Below are 19,770 nucleotides of genomic sequence, written 5' to 3'. Positions count from 1 at the left end.
ATATCTTAACATAAAAAACGTCCTGGCTTGTGTCACCACAATTCTCCAGGACGTTTTTGTGTGATCACTGCTCACTTATGTGGCATGCGATCCCAGAAATCGGCTTTATTGACTTGGCGCGACCGGGCAATGCCCATAGCATGAGTCGGTACATCCGCCGTAATCGTTGAGCCAGCAGCCGTGATGGCTTCATCAGCAATTGTCACAGGTGCCACCAACTTCGTATTTGACCCAATAAAGGCACGATCACCAACTGTGGTGTTAAACTTATTCACCCCATCATAATTCACAAAAATGGTACCAGCACCAATGTTAACTGATTCGCCAACATCGGCATTCCCGATATAAGTGAGGTGACCTGCTTTAGTGTTAGCCGCTAGTTTGGCTTGTTTAACTTCCACGAAGTTACCAACGTGAACCGCATCACCTAGTTCAGCCTTTGGTCGTAGGTGAGCATAAGGTCCGATTGTCGTACGATCTGCCAAAACGGCTGACTCAATATGTGATGCTGTAATCACGTTGTCATCGCCAATTTGACTATCTTCAATCCGTGAACCTTGAGTAATCACATTATTGTGACCAATCGTCGTGTGCCCTAAAATCGTCACACCACCTTCAACAATTGTATCTGCCCCGATGGTCACGTCAGCATCAATATAAGTGTTAGCAGGATCAATTAACTCAACACCCGCCACCATTAAGCGATGATTAATCCGTTCATGCATCACCCGATTGGCAACAGCTAAGGCCACACGATCGTTAACACCCAGTGATTCTGTGAAATCACGCAACGTGTGTGCACCGATTTGGTGACCAGATTGGCGCAAAATATCTAACGTATCCGGCAAGTAATATTCACCTTGCGCGTTGTTGTTTTTTACTTGTGATAACGCTTCAAACAGCAACTGATTATCAAACACATAAACACCCGTATTAATTTCTTGAATACGACGTTCTGTGACACTAGCGTCCTTTTGCTCAACAATCTTTAAAACCGTGTCGTCATCTGCACGTACAATACGCCCATAGCCAGTCGGATCATCAGCAATGGCGGTAAGTACGGTCACAGCATTTTTAGAGTTTTGGTGTGTTTGAACAAATTCAGCCAACGTTTCTGGTCGAAACATTGGTGTATCACCTGACATAATCAAGGTCACGCCATGGTTATCACCAAGCTTTGCTTGCGCTTGCTGTACCGCATGTCCTGTCCCAAGTTGTTCTGTTTGTAGGACAAAATCACTGCGATCACCAACATGTGCCTGGACACTCTCTGCACCCACACCAATTACTGTAATCGGCTTACTTTGCGTTAACGGTGCCACTGCATCTAAGACCCAGTCAATCATCGCTTTTCCAGCTACCCGATGCAATACTTTCGGTGTGGTTGACCGCATCCGTGAGCCGTGACCGGCTGCCAAAACTAATACATTTACGTCATCATTCATGAAAAATTAAGCCTCGTGTTTATATATTTCTTCTAAATAGTTACCAGCAGTCACCAAAATTGGTGCCCCATTCTTCAGGTTCGTATCCACATGCAACAATGAGGTGAAGCGATCCAACAACCGTGTGGCTGAACGCCCTTCAGCAAAGACCGCTGTTCCAACGACAGTCCCGTCAAACTCGCTGACCAACGTCTGCATTCCTTGAATCGTGCCGCCTGCCTTCATGAAGTCATCCACAATCAGCACCCGTGAACCCGTCCGTAATGAACGTCGTGACAATTCCATCTTTTCAACACGCTTAGATGAACCCGTCAAATAGTTAACTGATACAGTTGGCCCTTCGGTTACTTTCGCATCATCACGCACAATCACAAACGGTACATTGAGTTGTTCAGCGACCGCCTGAGCTAACGGCACCCCTTTAGTGGCAGCAGTCATGACAGCATCAATATTTTCGCGTAAGTATTGCGTTGCAATTAAACGACCGGCTTGTCTTAAAATATCTGGCCGACCCAACAAATCAGACAAATAGACATAGCCACCTGGTAAAACACGCGTTTCATCATCGACATCTTGCCGAATTTGTTCAATAAATTCCTTGGCTTCCTCTTCCGTCATATAAGGGACAAAGCGTGCCCCACCAGCTGCACCAGGAACAGTTTCTAATAAGCCAGTGCCCCGTTCTTGGAACGTCCGCTTGATAATTGAAAGATCCTCAGAAATGGAAGATTTTGCTGAATCATAACGTTTGGCAAAATAAGACAAAGAAATCAATGTCCGTGGGCGTTCAAGCATGTAACGTGCCATGTCAACCAGTCGATCAGAGCGGCGTGTTTTCATAATATATCGTTGTGCTAAAACAAACTTAGCACATATTCTCCTTTATTAATATTTAACAATAATTATAACATCAAAAGCGATCCAATGTTCGGTATTTAGGCATTCTTTTTGAATTGCCACACGGAGGTCAAATAAATGATCACCTCAATCATGGCAATAAAGAAGCTCGTCGGCAAATTGGTAAGATACGCCAACGTCAAGCCTGACCAAGTGCCAAACAACGCAAACACAATCGCCAGCCCAATCAAGCGTACTGTCGTTGTCACATAATACTTGGCACTCGCAGCTGGTAGCGTGACCAAAACAAAAATCAAAAGTGACCCGACGAGTTGTGATGAAATGCTGACAGACAGCGCAATCGTAATCAGAAAAATATAACGGACTACTTTTTGACGACGCGTTTGCAAAAACATGCCCGCTTCGTCAAAAGCGAGTTGTCGTAAGGCGCGGTAATTAAACAATAAGACCACGATGACAAAAACAGCCAACGCCAGCAATAACCACAAATCTTGCCGACTAATACCTAGCACTGAGCCAAATAAAATACCTGTCGCGGCCGTTGTACTGGTATGCCCTAAGGCTAAAAAGAGAATCCCCAAGCCAATGGCTAATGCCGATATGGCACTAGTGACATTATCCCGCTTAGTGTACCCGGACTCCAAGGCCCCAATGGCTAATGATGAAACACTGGTTGCAGCCATCATCCCTAACAACGCTGGCCAACCAATAAACAAACCAAAGGCCGCACCCGCAAAGGCAATTTCACTTAAACTATGTGTCAGAAAGGCATAATTTCGTGCCACGACAAACGTGCCAACGATTCCAGCAACAATACTAACGACTGTGCCAGCCATAAACGCATTTTGCATAAAATCATAATTGAACATCATGTACCTCATTTTCTTCATGCACGTGTGCTTCATGCATATGCGTCATTTGCTTCGTCAAGGCTTGCAAGGCTACTTTATCGCCCTGCGTCACCCGGCCATTTTCAAACAACAGATAGCCATCAGCAAACTGTGAAATTAACTTCAATTCATGCGTAATAAATAGAATAGTCAATTGCTGCTCTTTTTGTAATTGTTGCACGGTTTTAAGCAATTGTACCTTGTGTTCGTGATCCAGACTCGCTGTTGACTCATCAAGGATTAATAAATCAGGTTGTTGGACTAACGCTTGGGCCACAAAAGCGCGTTGCTTTTGGCCACCTGAAACCAACCCCAATCGTTGGTCAGCAATTGCCAACAAATCCATCCGCGACAGCGCTGCCTGAATGGCTTGTTTTTCTTTGGTATTCCACCACAAACGCCAACCACGGTTAAAAGTCAGACCAACGAATTCAGAAATTTGCAAAGGATAGTCACGGGTAATATCTCGAAACTGCGGGACAAAACCAATCCGCTTTACTTGTCGTGATAATTGCCCAACAGTTTGGACATTTTGACCAATGAGTGCTTTCACAAAACTGGTCTTGCCCGCACCATTTTCGCCCAAAATGGCAAAAAAACGACCGGCCGGAATGTCGATATTTGCGTCTGAAAAAATAACTTTTTCACCATAACGCACGCCAAAATCTTTTGTTTCAATGATGCCCATTATTTTCCACCCTCTACTGGTTTTAGTACTGCTTGTAATTGGTTCACAAAATCGAGTTGCCAATCCCACACTTTTTCGCCTGCTGGCAAAACTTGATTAAAAGTAACGATCGGCACTTGATATTGCGTCGCTAGCTGCATGACGCGTTGATCTTGCTCAGATTGATCTTGACTGGCGGTCAAAACAAAGCGAATGGTATGGTCCTGCATTTTTTTCGCTAACGTATCGAAATCAGCCGTCGTAGCAGATGCCAAATCTTGCTGTACTGGCTGATAACCCAGTTGGGTCATAAAGACCTGCTGCGCGTGATTTGTGGCTAAATACTGAACATTTTTTTCCGCCTGTAAACGCGCAATCCCATCGGCTAACGGTTGTGTTTGTGCCAATAACTGCTGACTTTGTCGAATATAAAAATCCCGATTTTGTGGATCCAAATCACTTAAAAGATCCGATAGGCGGGAAATGGTTTGCAAAATAACTTGGGGACTCAACCAGTAATTGTTAGCGTCTGGTCCTTGAAAACTATCACTGGCGACTAAAATTTTAGAACGTAAATGTAATTTCTGCCGTTGGGTGAGTAGTGGGCTAGCATGATTATCAGTTAGGACAACCTCTGCACCCTTAAATTGTTTTTGTTGTTGCAACGTTGTCAATTTACCATCTAAAACGGTCACGCGACCATCATCTGCAACAATGGCTTTAGCCAACTGTTGGTAAGCAATTCGATCGGTAACAATCTGAACTGGACTATGTTTGGGTCCCGATGACGGCACCGTCATTTTTAAAATAATTAAACAGATCCCCAGTGGAATCAGTAATAAGGTCAAAATGGCATAAAATGCTTGTTTGTTCATCGTAATATTTTCTCATCACTACAAAAAAAGCCCATACGGGCATTTTGTTTAATCGGCAAATGTAATGTTAATGTTATTGGTTAAGATGTCGGTATAACTATAAGATGCGCGTTCAAAATTCGCATCTTCATCTAATTCCACGACAAACAGTGATGGAAAAGTCGACCGTAACACACCACTACGCTCAGTGATTTTCTTACGGCCAGCTTGAGCCACAACCGTCACTTCTTCTCCGACATGGGCATCAAGCTCAGTTTTGATGTCTTGTAAACTACTTGGCATTTTTATACCACCTTTCGTGAAAAACTTAACTCATTTTAGCACGAAACACGCGCAATTGCAAATTATACTGTATATTACACGTAATAATCGAAAAAATATACGTTTATTGTGTTAACCCAACAGCACGCAACGCCAAATACAACTGTGTAAACTGAGTTAAATCAAGCCGTTCGGCACGAACAGATGGTGCAATGTCGGCTGCCGTCAAGGCTGCTGTTATTTTTTCTTTTGCTTCAGCGTCTTTGCCGTAAGTTTGCAGCATATTGTTCCAAAGACTCTTACGTCGGTGTGAAAAGCTCCCTTTGATCACACCGAAAAGGCGTTCTGGCTGATCAACTACTATTTCTGGTGTGTGTGGTGTGAGCTTCACGACAGCTGAATCGACATTTGGTGATGGGTTAAATGATGTCGCCGGCACATTAATGGCTAGGGTTGCTTGGGCAAAATAAGCGACCGTCAAAGTCAACACACCATATGCCTTTGTCCCGACCGCCGCGTTTAAGCGATCGGCAACCTCGCGTTGCATCATCACGACAATATTATCCCACGCAATGTTAGACCGCAGTAACTGCATCAAAATTGGCGTGGTGATGTAATAAGGTAAGTTTGCGACAACTTTCACCCGCGCCCCGACACCAAATTCAGTTGCAATCATTTGCGCGAGATCAACTTTTAAAATATCTTGTTCGACGACCGTCACATTGTGATAGGGTTGCAACGTTTCCGCTAATACCGCCACCATTTGTGGGTCAATTTCAAACGCCAGAACGCGTTTTGCACGACGGGCAAGTTGTTCCGTCAGTGCCCCAATCCCTGGCCCGATTTCAATCACATAATCATCGGCTGTAATTTCAGCAGTATCGACGATACCATGTAATACCGATAAATCCGTTAAAAAATTCTGTCCAAACTTTTTCTTAGCATGGAGCCCATATTGTGTCAAAATCGCTTGGGTACGGGTTGGGTTTGCAATATCAATTGTCTCTGCCATGTTCTTGTGTCCTTTGTAGTGCTGCGCGTATTTGGTCTTGTGTAATGCCAAATTGGTGCAAGCGTTTCATGAGTTGTTTACCGTTAGTATAGCCAATATGTAGGGCTTCACCAAGTTTTTGCCGCTGTAACCGTGCCTGCTGACCACTTAATAACCCGTGTTGTAACAGAAAATGTTGATCCACATCACTGGTTTGTGCCACTTTCGGTGTCATCACTTGTGCCAAAGCGGCGCGTAACACTGCCGGTTCGGCATGCTCGACCCCAAGTGACTTATGCGGATTATCTTTTGCCGCCCGAGCTGCAGCTTGCGTAATATAAGCCTGCTTAGCGTCAGGGACATGCGCCGACATGATTTGTCGAATCCGCTGCCCATTATAATCTGGATCGGTCAAAATAATGACACCACGGGTTTTAGCCGCGTGTTTAGCGCGCATAATGGCATCGGGTGTCACGGCACTGCCACCCGTTTCAATGGTGTCAGCAATCACTGCCCGAGCCAAATTTTGTGTATCCGACCGCCCCTCAACCACAATCATTTCGTTGATTTTTGGTTTGTCAGTCATGATTTAAAAAGAGACGATGCGCATTGGTACGCGTGATTTCCGTCAATGCTTTAGGGGTCATATCAAGCGTTTCTGCTAATGAATCCAAGACATACTTAACGAAAGCAGGTTCGTTATCCTTACCTCGGAATGGCGTTGGTGCCAAATAAGGCGCATCTGTTTCAACAAGTAATCGTTCCAGTGGTACCGCTTTGGCCGCTTCACGCACTTCTTCTGCTTTTTTGAAGGTCACAACCCCACTAAATGAGATATGCATCCCCAAGTCAACAAACGCTAGCGCTTGTTCAGGCGTACCAGAAAAACTATGCATCACACCTTTTGTCACGCCGCTAGCCTTTAACATGGCATACACGTCATCAAACGCCTCACGGTTGTGGATAATAACGGGTAAATCATACTTTTTTGCCAAAGCAAGATGCGTTTCAAATGCTTGCTTTTGGACATCATGGGGCGCTGTTTCCCAGTAGTAATCTAGCCCTGTTTCCCCAACACCAACCACTTTGTCTGCTTGTAATTGCGCTTCAAGCGTTTGTGCAGCTGCTGCGTCAAAGTCAACCGTATCTTCCGGTTGGAAACCTAATACCGCATAAATATTATCATGCGCTTGGGCAATTTCTAAGGCACGGGCGTTACCCACTGCATCATAACCCACAATGTTCATTTCCATAACCCGGAATTCGTTGGCACGGCCAATATAAGCAGGCACATCGTGAAACAACTTGTCATCATTGAGATGCGTGTGTGTATCGTAACTGTCAGCCGGCGTTTTGGTTAAATCATAAATTGCCATTTTCTATTTGGACATTGTCCCGAAAGGATAACATCCTTTCCTCCATTCTTTTGTCGTCTCGTCATCGTGACCCAATAATTGTTTTTAAGAAAAAAAGCCGCCAAGCGACTTTTAACGATCTAATCGACCTTGGGTGTATCAGTTGGCGCAAAATGCTTTAACAATCCGTTAACAAACTTACGGTCGTCTTCATCAGCAAACGTTTTAGCCAAAATTAATGCTTCATCAATCGCTACCTTATAAGGTACCAGTTGATTGTTTAATTCATAAATGGCCAAGCGCAAAATCACAAGATCTGCTTTGTTGATACGATTAATTGCCCAACCAGTAGCCAAATGGGCCGTAATATGCGCATCAAGATCTGCTTTTGTCCCCAAAACACCATTAACAAGGCGTGGCAAATAATCATCGTAGTCCTTACCATCTAAGACGATATCGTAAAGATTGTCAATGTTATTACTCTTAGGATCTTTTTCAAGGGCAAACAGCACCTGAAAAGCTGCTTGACGTGACTCATGTCGTGATAACTTCGCCATTAATCGGCCACCTCAGTTGTTTCTGTTTCACCAAATAGATTATCTGGATCAAATTGATTGGATACTTTTTCTGGCACAATCCCACTCACGTGGACATTTGTTTGTACAACATTTAAGTCTGTCATGGATGTGATTTGAGATTGAATGGCATTTTGAATGTCAAGCGCAACCTTTGGCACAGCCACACCATATTGCAAAAACACATAAGCATCAATCATCAAACCGGCGTCAGTTTGTGTTAATTCGACACCCTTACCACGTGCATTTGAACCAAAGGCGTTCGTAAAGTGATCTGACAACTTACCACGCATTGAGTAAACACCTGGTACTTCTTGCGTTGCAATTTGTGCAATCACTTCAATGACTTCTGGCGTCACTTGTGTTGTCCCCGCAACAGTATGTTGCGTTGCTAAAATAATATTCTTTGTAGCTTGCTTGCTACGCTTAATTTCTCTGGCCATGATGTCATCCTCGAAAATATTTTTTAAAATAAAAAGTTCCCCTAGGGAACTTTTTATCTGTGTTCCCTACAACACGCAGCCACTGGATAACATGACAACAATTGTGCCGTGTTAGCACCATCAGCTTGTGTTAGTTCACACTTTGTAATTAGGCACGGCCCTTATATGAACCGTCTTCAGTATTAACGATGATTGTTTCACCTTCGTTAATAAAGTCAGGCACAGTAATTGTTGCCCCAGTTTCAACTGTTGCTGGCTTACCTGAACCAGTTGCTGTCGCACCCTTGATGCCTGGTTGTGTTTCCGTTACCTTCAAAGCAACTGTTGATGGTAATTCAGCACCCAAAATTTCGTTACCAAACATTGTGATCTTAACTTCCATACCTTCAAGTAAGAACTTCAAAGCAGCTTCGATCTTGTCATCTGGCAAGTTAATTTGTTCGTAAGTTTCAACATCCATGAAGACACGACCATTGTTTTCAGCAAACAAGTAAGACATTGGACGTGTTGTGATATCAGCTTGTTCGAACTTATCACCAGGACGGAAAGTCACTTCGTTCACAGCGCCTGTACGCAAGTTCTTCAACTTTGAGCGGACAAATGCGCCACCCTTTCCTGGCTTAACGTGCTGGAAATCCAAAACGCGCCAAATTGAGTTTGAATACTCAATTGTCAAACCATTCTTTAAATCATTCATGCCAATTGCCATGATCAATATCCTCTTTTATAAATAATTTAGTTTATTATACCAGAAAACCGCCTATGATGCAGTCTTCATACAAAATAAAATTTTACCACAACCCTCACGATTTCTCAATGTTTTTCCCATTGAGCGCCGGTTTCATGATCAACTCATCAAAACGATGAATATCCTTTAATAAATCACGTGATTCTTCAAGACCAAATGCCTCAATCCAGGCCTTCCCACGGGCGCGTACGCGCTTCGTCAACTCCGCCTCAATGCGCTGCCCTTCTGGTGTCAAGGAAAGGAGGATGCGCCGTCGATCGTTTTCATCTGGCGTTTGCACCACAAAATATAACGCCAGCATCGGCTTTAATTGGCGGCCAACGGCGCCTTTGGTTACGTCACGTTCAGCCGCAATTTCTGTTAATGTCAACGGCGTTTCGCTGCGCGCAATAGATGCCATAATCAACCACTGCTCAAAAGACAGCCCATATTCACGCATTGGCTGTGAGAGCATGGTTTCCATGTGTTTTAGTGATGACATGTAAACCCGAATAAAATCGGCTAACATTGTGTATTCTGGCATATGATTTCCCCTGTTCTCATACCTTCAAATGGTAGCAAGATAGCGCAACGCGTCGTCAACACTTTGGTATAACCGCACCGCTGCTAAGTCCGTTGGTACGGCAAAATCAGCCGTTACACTATCTGCTATCCAATCCCACAAATGGTCATAGTAACCATTCACATTTAATAGTACGAGTGGTTTGTGATGTAAGCCAATTCTTGCCCAACTCAACACTTGGGCTAATTCCTCAAGTGTGCCAAATCCACCCGGTAAAACAATAAACGCATCACCAAGTGACATCAGTAATTCTTTGCGTTCAGACATCGTCTCAACGGTAATCAACTTTGTAATGTCAGCTGCCGGTATCGTCTCTTCTGCTAAATTGTGTGGCGACACACCAATGACTTGCCCACCATGGGCCATCACGGCTCGCGCCGTAACACCCATGAGCCCGTCTCGCCCACCCCCATAAACAAGTGTGAGCTGCCGTTGGGCGAGTGCTTCACCCAACGCTGTAGCAATTGTTGTAAATTCTGGATCTGCGCCGAGTTGCGATCCCATAAAAACTGTAATCGATTTGACTGCCATTTCTTTGCTCCCCTACATCAATTTAACAATGATAATGGGAATAATCAAGTAATAAGGCCGACAACATTCCCGTTTTTGCATGCTATGTGGTACACTATAATATAGGTTTTCGTTCGTGACAAATTAAAAAATTAACGATATTTTGGAGGCATTATGATTTACAAAGTTTATTACCAGGAACATCCTGAACGCAATCCCAAGCGTGAAACAACCCTTTCACTCTACTTGTCGGCAGAAAGCTTGCCACAAGCACGGGAAATTATTGAAGACAACACCAACTACAACGTTGAATTTATCGAAGAACTTTCAGATAAGGCATTGACTTACGAAAAAGCTAACCCAAACTTCGAAATCACAACATTCTAAACTATGACATATTCTGTAGATATTAAACCAAACGAAGTCGGCGTTTATGCGCTAGGCGGTTTAGGCGAGATCGGTAAGAATACGTATGGTATTGAGTATCAAGATGAAATCATCGTTGTTGACGCGGGTATTAAGTTCCCCGAAGATGAACTACTTGGTATCGATTACGTTATTCCCGACTATACTTATTTAGTCGATAATATCGATCGCGTGAAAGCACTGGTTATCACCCACGGACACGAAGACCATATCGGTGCAATCGCCTACTTTTTACAAGCTGTTAACGTCCCAGTTTATGCTGGACCACTAGCAATGGCGTTAATTAAGAACAAAATCGAAGAAAAACAACTCCTCAATCGCGTTGAATTACACGAGATTACGGATGGGACTGTCCTTGAATTTGATAAATTAAGTGTTGAATTCTTCCGGACAACCCACTCAATTCCTGATGTATTTGGTGTTGCGGTGCACACCCCAGTTGGGACAATTGTTGAAACTGGTGATTTCAAGTTCGATCTCACACCAACAACAAAGCAGCCACCTAACTTGTGGTCAATGGCGCGTCTTGGTGAAAAAGGTGTCTTGCTCATGATGAGTGATTCAACCAACGCTGAACGTGCTGAATGGACCAAGTCAGAAGCCTGGGTGGCCAATTCGGTTAACCGAATTTTTGACAAAATTACAAAGGGTCGTATCATTTTTGCGACTTTCGCTTCAAACATGAACCGTGTCCGCATGGCGACTGATGCTGCGATTGCTCATGGGCGTAAGATCGCTGTCTTTGGTCGTTCAATGGAATCAGCTGTTAACAATGGTCGTGCTTTAGGGTACTTGAACATTCCAGATGACATGCTGGTTGAACAATCTGAGATTAAGCATATCCCTGATGATGAACTGTTGATTTTATCAACTGGTTCACAAGGTGAACCGATGGCCGCTTTGGCTCGCATTGCTGAAGGAACGCACAAGCAAATTCGCTTGAAGCCAAATGACAACGTTATTTTCTCATCATCTCCTATTCCAGGTAACACCGCTTCAGTCAATGAAGTGATTAACAAACTGGAAGAAGGCGGTGCTAATGTCATTTATGGTAAGGTCAACAACATTCATACTTCTGGTCACGGTGGCCAAGAAGAAGAAAAGTTGATGTTAGCCCTCATGAAGCCAAAGTTCTTCATGCCCGTGCACGGGGAATACCGGATGTTGAAAGTTCATGCCTCATTGGCACACGAACTCGATATCCCTGAAGACCATACTTTTATTTTGGAAAATGGTGATGTCTTAGCGCTTGATGGCGAAAATGCCCGTATTGCGGGACATTTCCCTGGCGAAGACACTTACATTGATGGTTCAGGTATCGGTGATATCGGATCAGTTGTCCTGCACGATCGTCAAAAGCTCTCACAAGATGGCTTGGTCGTAGTGACGGCAACTATTGACTTAAAGAAAAAAGAAATTCTTTCTGGCCCAGATATTTTGTCACGTGGTTTTGTTTACATGCGTGAGTCTGGTGATTTAATTAATGAAGGTCGTCGGATTATTTTTGGCACGATGCGTCGTGTGATGAATAACGCTAACGCCACTGAAGCTGATATTCGTCAAGCCGTTATTGATGACTTATCACGTTTCTTGTATCGTGAAACAGCACGTAAGCCAATGATCTTACCAATGTTGATCATGGTCTAACGACAAAACACCCGCTTGTGGGTGTTTTTTGTTGCCTTGAATCGATAAATACCGAACATTATTTTCTTTTATGCAGAGGTCAACGTATAAAACTTGACATTAACATTTTTAAACCGAGCCCAATATGCTACAATAGTAGAAGTACAATATGAAGGAGCCATCATGACACAACGAAAAATCCCTACGATTATGGGTACGCAACACCCCGATAATGCGAATGCACCTTTCTGGGATGCATCCCAACAACCTTTTATCAGCGCCTATCGCGAAATGAACGAAGCTTTTGAAAATTTCAGTGAATTAAATGTTGATGAATACATGTGGGATTGGGAAGGTAAGCACGCCGATGCTGCCGTCATTGATCGCCTATTTAGCACCGAATATGATTACTTTAAAGACCAACAAATTGGTCGTGATAAATTCTTGACGTTCCGCTTCCCAAACATTTGGGAAGAAAAAGGCTATAACTTGATGCAAGCGATGACTGCCATTTTAAGTTCAGAAGATTTCGCGCATGATTTAGGCTTTGAACAACGGCCACTATTTGAAGCCATTTTGCCAATGGCACAACGCGCTGATCAGTTGCTAAAGATGCAAGTTTTGTTTGAAAAGCTAGCCAACTTTAAGTCAGTTGAGTTTACCCGTTCAGATAAAAACACCCCTTATATTGAAATTATTCCCCTATTTGAGGATTTTGACACCCAACTTCACGCACCAGAAATTTTGAAAGACTACCTCAAGTTGCATGAAGAACATTTTGGATTCCGACCAAAGTATATGCGTGTTTTCCTGGCTGGATCTGATTCAGCGTTGACAGCTGGCTTCATGAGCTCAATTACGGGTAACAAGTTAGCCATTGCGCGCTTACATGAATTTGCCCGTGAAGAAAACATTGAAATTTATCCAATTTCAGGGACTGGTTCAGCGATTTTCCGTGGTGGCTTGTCACCACACCGTATTGATCGTTACGTCAAAGAATTCCCTGGTGTTCGTACGGCAACAGTTCAGTCTGCTTTCCGCTATGATTTCCCAATTGCTGATGTCCAACAAGCGATTGCCGAACTAAAGGAAAAGTTACCAACCGCTGAACCATTAAAGATTTCAGCTGCTGACCAAAAGATCTTAGCCGAAGTCGCTGAAGAATCAGCTGAATTTTATGCGCACACACTAGACCAATTGGTGCCTGATATGCAACCGATTTTCAAGGCCTTCCCAAAGCGTCGTGACCGTCGCCAACACGTTGGTGTCTTAGGTTACTCACGTTCTGTTGACGGTATTGAATTACCACGTGCCATCAACTTCACCGGTGCCTTTTATTCAATCGGTGTGCCACCAGAATTCATCGGCTTTGGCCGTACCCTTGAAAACTTAAATGCTGATCATCTGTCAGCGTTTGTCCGGAATTACCCAAGTATGAAGGATGACTTCCGTGAACTCGCCCGCTTTGTCAATCTCGATGCACTCGCAATCTTGAAGACACAAAGTCCTGCTTGGGCTGATGTTGAACGCGACATTATGATTGTCAAAGATATTTTCGACCTTGAAATTGGTCCTAAAACCCGTGAAGAACAACAGCATGCCGAAATCGCTTTGCAAGTTGTGCAAATTAAAGAAGGTGCGCCAATTGCCATTACGGCTTTAATTAACCGCATGGCGCAGCTCCGCCACTTCTTAGGATAATCACCACACATAGCCCTTTGGGGCTTTTTTTGTTACAATGAAATTAGTTTCTATCGAAAGAATAACCATCATGCCGAATTTTTACGTGATTCACAATCCTCAGGCTGGTAACCAAGCACACGGCGATATTATCAGTCAAATTAAACACTTACGCACAATCGTGCGCTGGTCCGATACCCAATATGCTGGCCACGCAGTCAAATTGGCAAAAAATATCGCTAATACGGTCACAGACCCCGAGGCGGTTGTTTTAGCAATCGGTGGGGACGGCACCTTAAACGAAGTATTAAATGGCCTATTACAAACCCAACGTGAAGCCCCCATTCCCTTAGCCTATATCCCACTTGGTTCGGGTAATGACTTTGCCCGAGCAGCGCACCTAGGGACGGCCAGCGAGGCGCTGTATCATCTTAAACAGACAACCCAGCCCCAGCAACTCAATGTCGGTCGGATGACAGATGATGGGCTGTATCAGACAACGCGATACTTCATTAACAATTTGGGCATTGGGTTTGATGCGTTAGTGGTTGATCACACCAACCAATCACCTTGGAAAAAACGGCTGAACCGTCTAGGGTTAGGACACTTCAGTTATCTAGCCACAACTTTAGCTGCTTTTTTCCAACAACAAGCCTTCCAAATGACTGTCATGACTGGCGATCAGTACCAACAGTTTACTCAGGCGTTTTTGGTGACGATTACCAACCAACCCTTTTTCGGTGGCGGCATTGCGCTACTCCCAACGGCTGACTTAACTCAGGAAGGTCTCGATCTCGTCATCGCCAAAAAGATGACATTTCTCCAGTTTCTAAAATTATTTATGGCCTTAAAAAAGGATGGTAGTCATCTTGCTCACCCAAATGTGACAACTATCCCGCTCCAACACGGCACACAAATTTACGTTCGTGACATGCAACCAGGCCAAGTTGATGGTGAAACATTGCAACCTAGTACTTTTGGTTTGACCATTGATTATCAATCCTATCCATTTTGGCTCTAAAAAAGCGTTATCTCTATTAACAATAGAGATAACGCTTTTTCTTAATTAAAACGGCCTAAACGTTCTGCTTGGTTGGTCACACTGACAATCAACTTCCGTGATGTCAAATGTTCACTAGCTTGAATGACCAAATCTTCTTGGTAAATAATAGCTGCAATGGCACTAACAACCGTTGGCACAATACTATTGGCGTGGCCGTGCATAAAGGCATTTTTCATCGCTTCAGTATAGTTCTGACTATTTAATAACGACCAAATAATCGCTTCTAATGTGCTGGCACTGCGACCATCTAACACGATGTTACCAACCGGAATATTAGCAAAGTCCGGCAAGTTAAGTTCCTCAAATGCGTTTAATTCTGATTCAAAAACCTTATGGCGAGAATAATATTCAAAGCCAAAGGCCAAGCCGTTTTCCACGGCATCCCGAATGGGTTGTTTTTCAAGAATCTGGCTCACAATAAGGCTTAACATCCCCACGCTCACCAAGGCACCTTCTGCATTATGCGTTAAGCCTGCAATGCGATGTAGGGTCAACATGGCGGATTCATCATTAATAAACGACACGCCATATTCATGATGCAAATATAATGCAACGGGTAACATCCGAACTAAAATATCTTCACTATCCGCCACGTCTTCTAAAATACCAGAAGCCAACGTGTCCCGATTTTTACTATAATTATCCATCGCCTTTTTAGTAACGACATCAATGCGTTGACGCGTTCGTTCGGGTGCAAATTGGTGCTTTTTATACCAATTTTGGAAATGATTCATCACGTCAGTTAACTGATAACCACGTGACAAACTCGCAACGGTCGTCAATGACAAACTCGTATGTGACCCCCAGCGTAGCTCTTGCTTAAAATGGGTTGGATCGGACAGTAAGGCCCTTTGTTCACTGTTGGATAGCACGGTCATACTCTCACCGACCGCAATACCAAACATTAAAAATTGAATTGTCGCTTGCTTTTTAGCCATACCCTATTCTAACATATTCAAAATACCAGCATTTACATCAATGCTTTAATCTTGTCGACTTGATCCAATGCTTCCCAAGGTAAATCGATATCTGTCCGGCCAAAGTGACCAAACGCGGCTGTTTGCTTGTAAATTGGGCGACGGAGATCTAAATGATTGATGATGGCCAAAGGTCGGAAATCAAAGAGTTGTGCCGTAATGTCACGAATCTTGTCTTCGTCAATTTTAGCTGTGCCAAAAGTTTCAATGTTTAATGACACAGGTTGTGCCACACCTATTGCGTAAGCAACTTGCAATTCTAACTTATCAGCAACACCGGCAGCCACCAGATTTTTAGCCACATAACGGGCAAAATAAGCCGCTGAGCGATCGACCTTGGTAGCATCCTTACCAGAAAATGCGCCACCACCGTGATGGGCCGCCCCACCATAAGTATCGACAATAATCTTACGACCTGTCAAACCAGAATCTGCTTGTGGACCACCAAGAACGAAACGACCAGATGGGTTAATGTAGTAAATCGTTTCATCGTCAACCAACTCTTGTGGCAAAACAGGATCAATCACTAACCGACGGACATCTTCTCGCAGTTGGTCCAAAGTGACTGTTTCATCGTGTTGCGTTGACAAAACGACTGCCGCAATCCGTGTCACTTGGTTGTTATCATCCAGTTCCACACTCACTTCTGCCTTAGCATCGGGACGCAAGTAATTTAATGTGCCAGCTTCTCGGACATCGCGAATTTGACGCATCAAACGATGTGATAAGGCCAATGTTAACGGTAAATAATTAGCCGTTTCGTTGGTGGCATAGCCAAAGACCATGCCTTGATCTCCAGCACCCAATTGTTCTGGATCATCATCTGCGCTGTCAACTGCTTGCGCAATGTCACCTGATTGCTCCACAATGCGGTTAGAAACGTTCACAGAATCTGCCGTAAAGCCAAGTTCCGCTTGGTTATAGCCAATTTCACGAATGGTATCCATCGCAATTTGGCGCACATTTACGTAAGCAGAGGTTGATAATTCGCCAAAAATCGAGACATCACCGGTTGATGTTGTCACTTCAACGGCAGAGCGCGCATAAGGGTCTTGTGCTAAAACAGCATCCAAAATGGCATCTGCAATTTGATCAGCAATCTTATCGGGATGACCAGCTGAAACGGATTCTGAGGTAAAATACTTTGTCATGATAAACATGACCTCCTTCAATTTTCAAAATAAAAAGCTACACGGTCGCAAATTAAAAGCGCCTCCCAACGGATAAGTCGGAACGCGCTAACGTGACGACTATCTGTACAGATGGACCACCGTGACAAAATATGCTGCCATATTTTGCCGGTTGGTGCAGGGTCAAAGTGCTGTATCACTCGCCTGCTCTTGATAGCTGTTTAAATTGTATCTTTAGCATAACAAAATCACCACTAGATTGCAAATTCTTGTGACCAAAACGCTACGCAGGCCCGGCAAATTAAGGTACAATAACAATATGACTTATCCAAATCATTTACAATCACATCAATTACCAGACGGTCGCCCCATGCCCCGACGCATCACGACTGATCCGCGCGAACGCCGTGCCTATGAAAACTTTCACCCAGTGAATTTTTTAGACTGGCGCCAATGGACCCCACTCGTGGTTATTATTTTGAGCTTAAATCTCATTTGGTGGCGTCAGCCACTGCTACATACCAAGACGTTAACCGAAACCACTGTGACTTGGCAGTTAGTGCCATTATTTGGCTACACCCTGGCCTTAGCCATTGGGATTACACTGCTGATTACCCAAAATTTACGTAGTTTGCTGAGTTATGCCTTCCTAGGCGTGAGCATTTTACTGACCTTTAGTTCGCTCATCCAGACACGACACGAGATTTTCTTGTTGTTACTCCTGCTTAGCGTGTTCTTTATCGTGCTACAACAACAGTGGTTAGGCTTACAAAATTGGTTAGGTTTAGTGCTTTTAAGTGTTTTGGCAACCTATGCCGTCCCTGTTACCATCTTTTACATTTCAAACGGCTTTGTCACGCATCGTTATCTCAATCAACTACTACCCATGCTGTTTGGTTTTGGCTTCTTCTTTACCCCCATCATTATGCCCAATCCTGATGGTCGGAAGTTAAGTATCCTAACCCTTGGCCTCTTTTGGGTCACGGTGTTTAGCCATGCGATTGGTATCGGGACGATTTTTGTCATCCTCTTTAGTCTACTGGCCTTTGTTTTACAATTTGTCAAAGCCAAAATCGGTAGCTGGCAACATATGGGGTATGTCTTAATGTTTGCTTTATCCCTACTTCTCATCTATCGTTAAAAAACCGTGATGGTATTAACCCATCACGGTTTTTTTATTTGAGGACTTGATAAATTGGTAATAAAGTTTTGATGGCAGTGCTAAGCACTTCAGTTGCCTGATCGCCTTGTAAACGGGCATCACCGCGCGGAATTGTTAAGCCAATTAGCACTTCACTATGCCGTACGTTAGCAAAACGGGCAACCAGGTCATCATAAGCCGCTAAGGTTAGCGGTTGCGTCGCGTTGACCATGTGATCAGCACTTAACACATATCCTGCAGGTAGTTGTGCCACTTGTTCACGTGCGCGTTGTAACTTAGCGACAATGTCAGGTGTTTGTTGCGGTTTCATATTCTCTTCAACTGCCAAATAAAGATAGAGATGATCAGCCCACAAGCCCAGTTCAAAGTGCGGCGTCATTTTGTAGCCACGTTTATTGGGCGCAAAAGCGACCCAGGTGTTGTCTGGCGCATTGGTTGTCCGCCGTAAATGCTTGGCAATGTGAGCAGTCCAGTGTTGCCCATCTGTCGCCAAAATTGGCAAAATGACTGCAGCAACCTGCTCAAACTTAGGGTCGATCACGTCCCGAATCGCCGTCATGCGGCCAGAGAGTGTCGGCTCGTTAAAAATATCAAAATCCTGCGCATTAAACATGTGAATCCTCCTGTCGTGCTTGTCGTTGTGCCGACAAGACGGTTAACCAATGAATCAAAACATAACCCGTGACCAAAATCGTGGCAATTAAGTTTAACCAAATCAACAAGACAATAATTGAACTCATTGACTGATAGAAATCATAACGCTTTAGCCCAAACCTGACATACCAAGTAAAGGCAACATTCAAAATCTCCAGCAATCCCAATTCAATGAGACTCCCTAACATGACTATTTTAAATGGCGCACGACCTGATTTGGTCGGTAAAAAGTAATTTAGCATCACCAGCGCTAACCACAGCCCCAACCAGATGAGCCAACGCGTCTGATGCAGGATAAACAGCGGTAACTGATTGCTTGGCAGGCGATTAACGACAAGGGTTAAAACATTGCCGCCAATCAACAACACGCCAAAACCAGCTAAAATGACCAACAGCCACAAAAACGACCAAAATCGCGTCAACATCGTACTAATCCGCTCGTCAGTATCCGCAATCCGATTAAACGACAACCGGAAAACCGCAATCACCCGTGACACGGTCCATAAAGTGAAGGGCACCGAAAAAGACAACAGCGACACTTGTTTGGACGCCATGACCGACTTGAAAATCGGTCGAACAATGGCGGCAACATCTTGTGGCAGCATACTATTAAACGTTGTCATTAAGGTGGCTTGACTCACATTAGCAATCGAGACAATCATAGCAATTGACATCAACATCGGAAAAACCGTTAACAAGGCGTAGTACGCAAAAGTTGGGCCGACATAATTAATTTGCGCACGCGAAAACAACTCCCCTAACGTTGCCAACTGCCAGCGATTATCTAATTTCTGCCAATAATATTTTACTTGATTTAACATATCTCTATTATGCCAAAAAAAATGACATATCACCTAAAAAGTGTTCAACTT

Annotated in this window: 23 protein-coding genes and 1 riboswitch; of the genes, 5 read left to right on the top strand and 18 right to left on the bottom strand. The window is 43.9% G+C overall.

Annotated features, from left to right (window positions below; genetic code table 11):
• Positions 1–71: 71 nt before the first annotated feature.
• From glmU to A9176_RS04260, 14 genes are all read right to left on the bottom strand, one after another.
• Positions 72–1,445, bottom strand: coding sequence for a bifunctional UDP-N-acetylglucosamine diphosphorylase/glucosamine-1-phosphate N-acetyltransferase GlmU (gene glmU, locus A9176_RS04325; protein WP_077282215.1), 1,374 nt, complete (start codon positions 1,443–1,445; stop codon positions 72–74).
• 6 nt (positions 1,446–1,451) lie between these two features.
• Entirely contained in the window at positions 1,452–2,285 is an 834-nt protein-coding gene (purR, locus tag A9176_RS04320; RefSeq protein ID WP_029509603.1) for a pur operon repressor, read from the bottom strand.
• A 95-nt stretch (positions 2,286–2,380) separates the two neighbouring features.
• Complete coding sequence (locus tag A9176_RS04315; RefSeq protein WP_077282213.1) at positions 2,381–3,172, bottom strand: metal ABC transporter permease; 792 nt, start codon at positions 3,170–3,172, stop codon at positions 2,381–2,383.
• Entirely contained in the window at positions 3,159–3,881 is a 723-nt protein-coding gene (locus A9176_RS04310) for an ATP-binding cassette domain-containing protein (protein ID WP_029509601.1), read from the bottom strand. The genes A9176_RS04315 and A9176_RS04310 overlap by 14 nt, the downstream gene beginning before the upstream one ends.
• The gene (locus A9176_RS04305; protein ID WP_077282211.1) at positions 3,881–4,735 is read right to left on the bottom strand and encodes a metal ABC transporter solute-binding protein, Zn/Mn family; all 855 of its coding nucleotides are present in this window, start codon (positions 4,733–4,735) and stop codon (positions 3,881–3,883) included. Before A9176_RS04305 ends, A9176_RS04310 begins: the two co-directional genes overlap by 1 nt.
• 48 nt (positions 4,736–4,783) lie before the next feature.
• Complete coding sequence (locus tag A9176_RS04300) at positions 4,784–5,017, bottom strand: Veg family protein (RefSeq protein WP_029509599.1); 234 nt, start codon at positions 5,015–5,017, stop codon at positions 4,784–4,786.
• A 103-nt stretch (positions 5,018–5,120) separates the two neighbouring features.
• Entirely contained in the window at positions 5,121–6,008 is an 888-nt protein-coding gene (gene rsmA / locus A9176_RS04295; RefSeq protein WP_077282209.1) for a 16S rRNA (adenine(1518)-N(6)/adenine(1519)-N(6))-dimethyltransferase RsmA, read from the bottom strand.
• Positions 5,992–6,573: a ribonuclease M5 gene (rnmV, locus tag A9176_RS04290; RefSeq protein WP_077282207.1), complete on the bottom strand. Its 582-nt coding sequence runs from the start codon at positions 6,571–6,573 to the stop codon at positions 5,992–5,994. The genes rsmA and rnmV overlap by 17 nt, the downstream gene beginning before the upstream one ends.
• A complete protein-coding gene (locus A9176_RS04285) occupies positions 6,566–7,363 on the bottom strand; it encodes a TatD family hydrolase (RefSeq protein ID WP_077282205.1) in 798 nt (265 codons plus the stop codon). Before A9176_RS04285 ends, rnmV begins: the two co-directional genes overlap by 8 nt.
• Before the next feature lie 119 nt (positions 7,364–7,482).
• On the bottom strand, positions 7,483–7,899 hold the full coding sequence (nusB, locus tag A9176_RS04280; RefSeq protein WP_077282203.1) for a transcription antitermination factor NusB: 417 nt from the start codon (positions 7,897–7,899) through the stop codon (positions 7,483–7,485).
• A complete protein-coding gene (locus A9176_RS04275) occupies positions 7,899–8,360 on the bottom strand; it encodes an Asp23/Gls24 family envelope stress response protein (RefSeq protein WP_010005610.1) in 462 nt (153 codons plus the stop codon). The genes nusB and A9176_RS04275 overlap by 1 nt, the downstream gene beginning before the upstream one ends.
• Before the next feature lie 148 nt (positions 8,361–8,508).
• Entirely contained in the window at positions 8,509–9,069 is a 561-nt protein-coding gene (gene efp / locus A9176_RS04270) for an elongation factor P (RefSeq protein WP_010000108.1), read from the bottom strand.
• Positions 9,070–9,163: 94 nt separating this feature from the next.
• Positions 9,164–9,631, bottom strand: a complete 468-nt coding sequence (locus tag A9176_RS04265; RefSeq protein ID WP_077282202.1) for a MarR family winged helix-turn-helix transcriptional regulator — start codon at positions 9,629–9,631, stop codon at positions 9,164–9,166.
• A 24-nt stretch (positions 9,632–9,655) separates the two neighbouring features.
• Entirely contained in the window at positions 9,656–10,201 is a 546-nt protein-coding gene (locus A9176_RS04260; RefSeq protein WP_077282201.1) for a TIGR00730 family Rossman fold protein, read from the bottom strand.
• 153 nt (positions 10,202–10,354) lie between these two features.
• Here A9176_RS04260 and A9176_RS04255 point away from each other — a divergent pair, with 153 nt between their 5' ends.
• The 4 genes from A9176_RS04255 (at position 10,355) to A9176_RS04240 (ending at position 14,933) form a co-directional block, all read left to right on the top strand.
• Complete coding sequence (locus A9176_RS04255) at positions 10,355–10,567, top strand: DNA-directed RNA polymerase subunit epsilon (RefSeq protein ID WP_010000105.1); 213 nt, start codon at positions 10,355–10,357, stop codon at positions 10,565–10,567.
• A gap of 3 nt (positions 10,568–10,570) precedes the next feature.
• Entirely contained in the window at positions 10,571–12,253 is a 1,683-nt protein-coding gene (gene rnjA, locus A9176_RS04250; RefSeq protein WP_077282200.1) for a ribonuclease J1, read from the top strand.
• A gap of 162 nt (positions 12,254–12,415) precedes the next feature.
• On the top strand, positions 12,416–13,933 hold the full coding sequence (gene ppcA / locus A9176_RS04245; RefSeq protein ID WP_077282199.1) for a phosphoenolpyruvate carboxylase: 1,518 nt from the start codon (positions 12,416–12,418) through the stop codon (positions 13,931–13,933).
• A gap of 70 nt (positions 13,934–14,003) precedes the next feature.
• Positions 14,004–14,933 carry a diacylglycerol/lipid kinase family protein gene (locus tag A9176_RS04240; protein WP_077282198.1) on the top strand — a complete coding sequence of 310 codons (930 nt, stop codon included), beginning with the start codon at positions 14,004–14,006 and terminating at the stop codon, positions 14,931–14,933.
• Between the two features lie 41 nt (positions 14,934–14,974).
• On the opposite strand, the gene A9176_RS04235 is transcribed toward A9176_RS04240, so the two are convergent.
• Positions 14,975–15,913, bottom strand: coding sequence for an ADP-ribosylglycohydrolase family protein (locus A9176_RS04235; RefSeq protein ID WP_077282197.1), 939 nt, complete (start codon positions 15,911–15,913; stop codon positions 14,975–14,977).
• A gap of 32 nt (positions 15,914–15,945) precedes the next feature.
• A complete protein-coding gene (gene metK / locus A9176_RS04230; protein ID WP_077282196.1) occupies positions 15,946–17,103 on the bottom strand; it encodes a methionine adenosyltransferase in 1,158 nt (385 codons plus the stop codon).
• 96 nt (positions 17,104–17,199) lie between these two features.
• Positions 17,200–17,302: riboswitch (SAM riboswitch) on the bottom strand.
• A gap of 99 nt (positions 17,303–17,401) precedes the next feature.
• Between metK and A9176_RS04225 the strand changes: the two genes are divergently transcribed.
• Positions 17,402–18,223 (top strand): hypothetical protein, encoded by an 822-nt coding sequence (locus tag A9176_RS04225; protein ID WP_077282195.1) that lies wholly within the window; start codon positions 17,402–17,404, stop codon positions 18,221–18,223.
• 34 nt (positions 18,224–18,257) lie between these two features.
• Here the strand turns inward: A9176_RS04225 and A9176_RS04220 are convergent, their stop codons facing one another.
• Together A9176_RS04220 and A9176_RS04215 are read right to left on the bottom strand one after the other, a co-directional pair.
• The gene (locus tag A9176_RS04220; RefSeq protein ID WP_077282194.1) at positions 18,258–18,857 is read right to left on the bottom strand and encodes a DUF1054 family protein; all 600 of its coding nucleotides are present in this window, start codon (positions 18,855–18,857) and stop codon (positions 18,258–18,260) included.
• Positions 18,850–19,719 (bottom strand): YihY/virulence factor BrkB family protein, encoded by an 870-nt coding sequence (locus A9176_RS04215; protein ID WP_077282193.1) that lies wholly within the window; start codon positions 19,717–19,719, stop codon positions 18,850–18,852. Before A9176_RS04215 ends, A9176_RS04220 begins: the two co-directional genes overlap by 8 nt.
• Positions 19,720–19,770: the final 51 nt, after the last annotated feature.

It is taken from the genome of Leuconostoc garlicum (assembly GCF_001998805.1).
Taxonomy (GTDB): domain Bacteria; phylum Bacillota; class Bacilli; order Lactobacillales; family Lactobacillaceae; genus Leuconostoc; species Leuconostoc lactis.
This window is presented reverse-complemented; position numbering and strand designations above follow the sequence as displayed.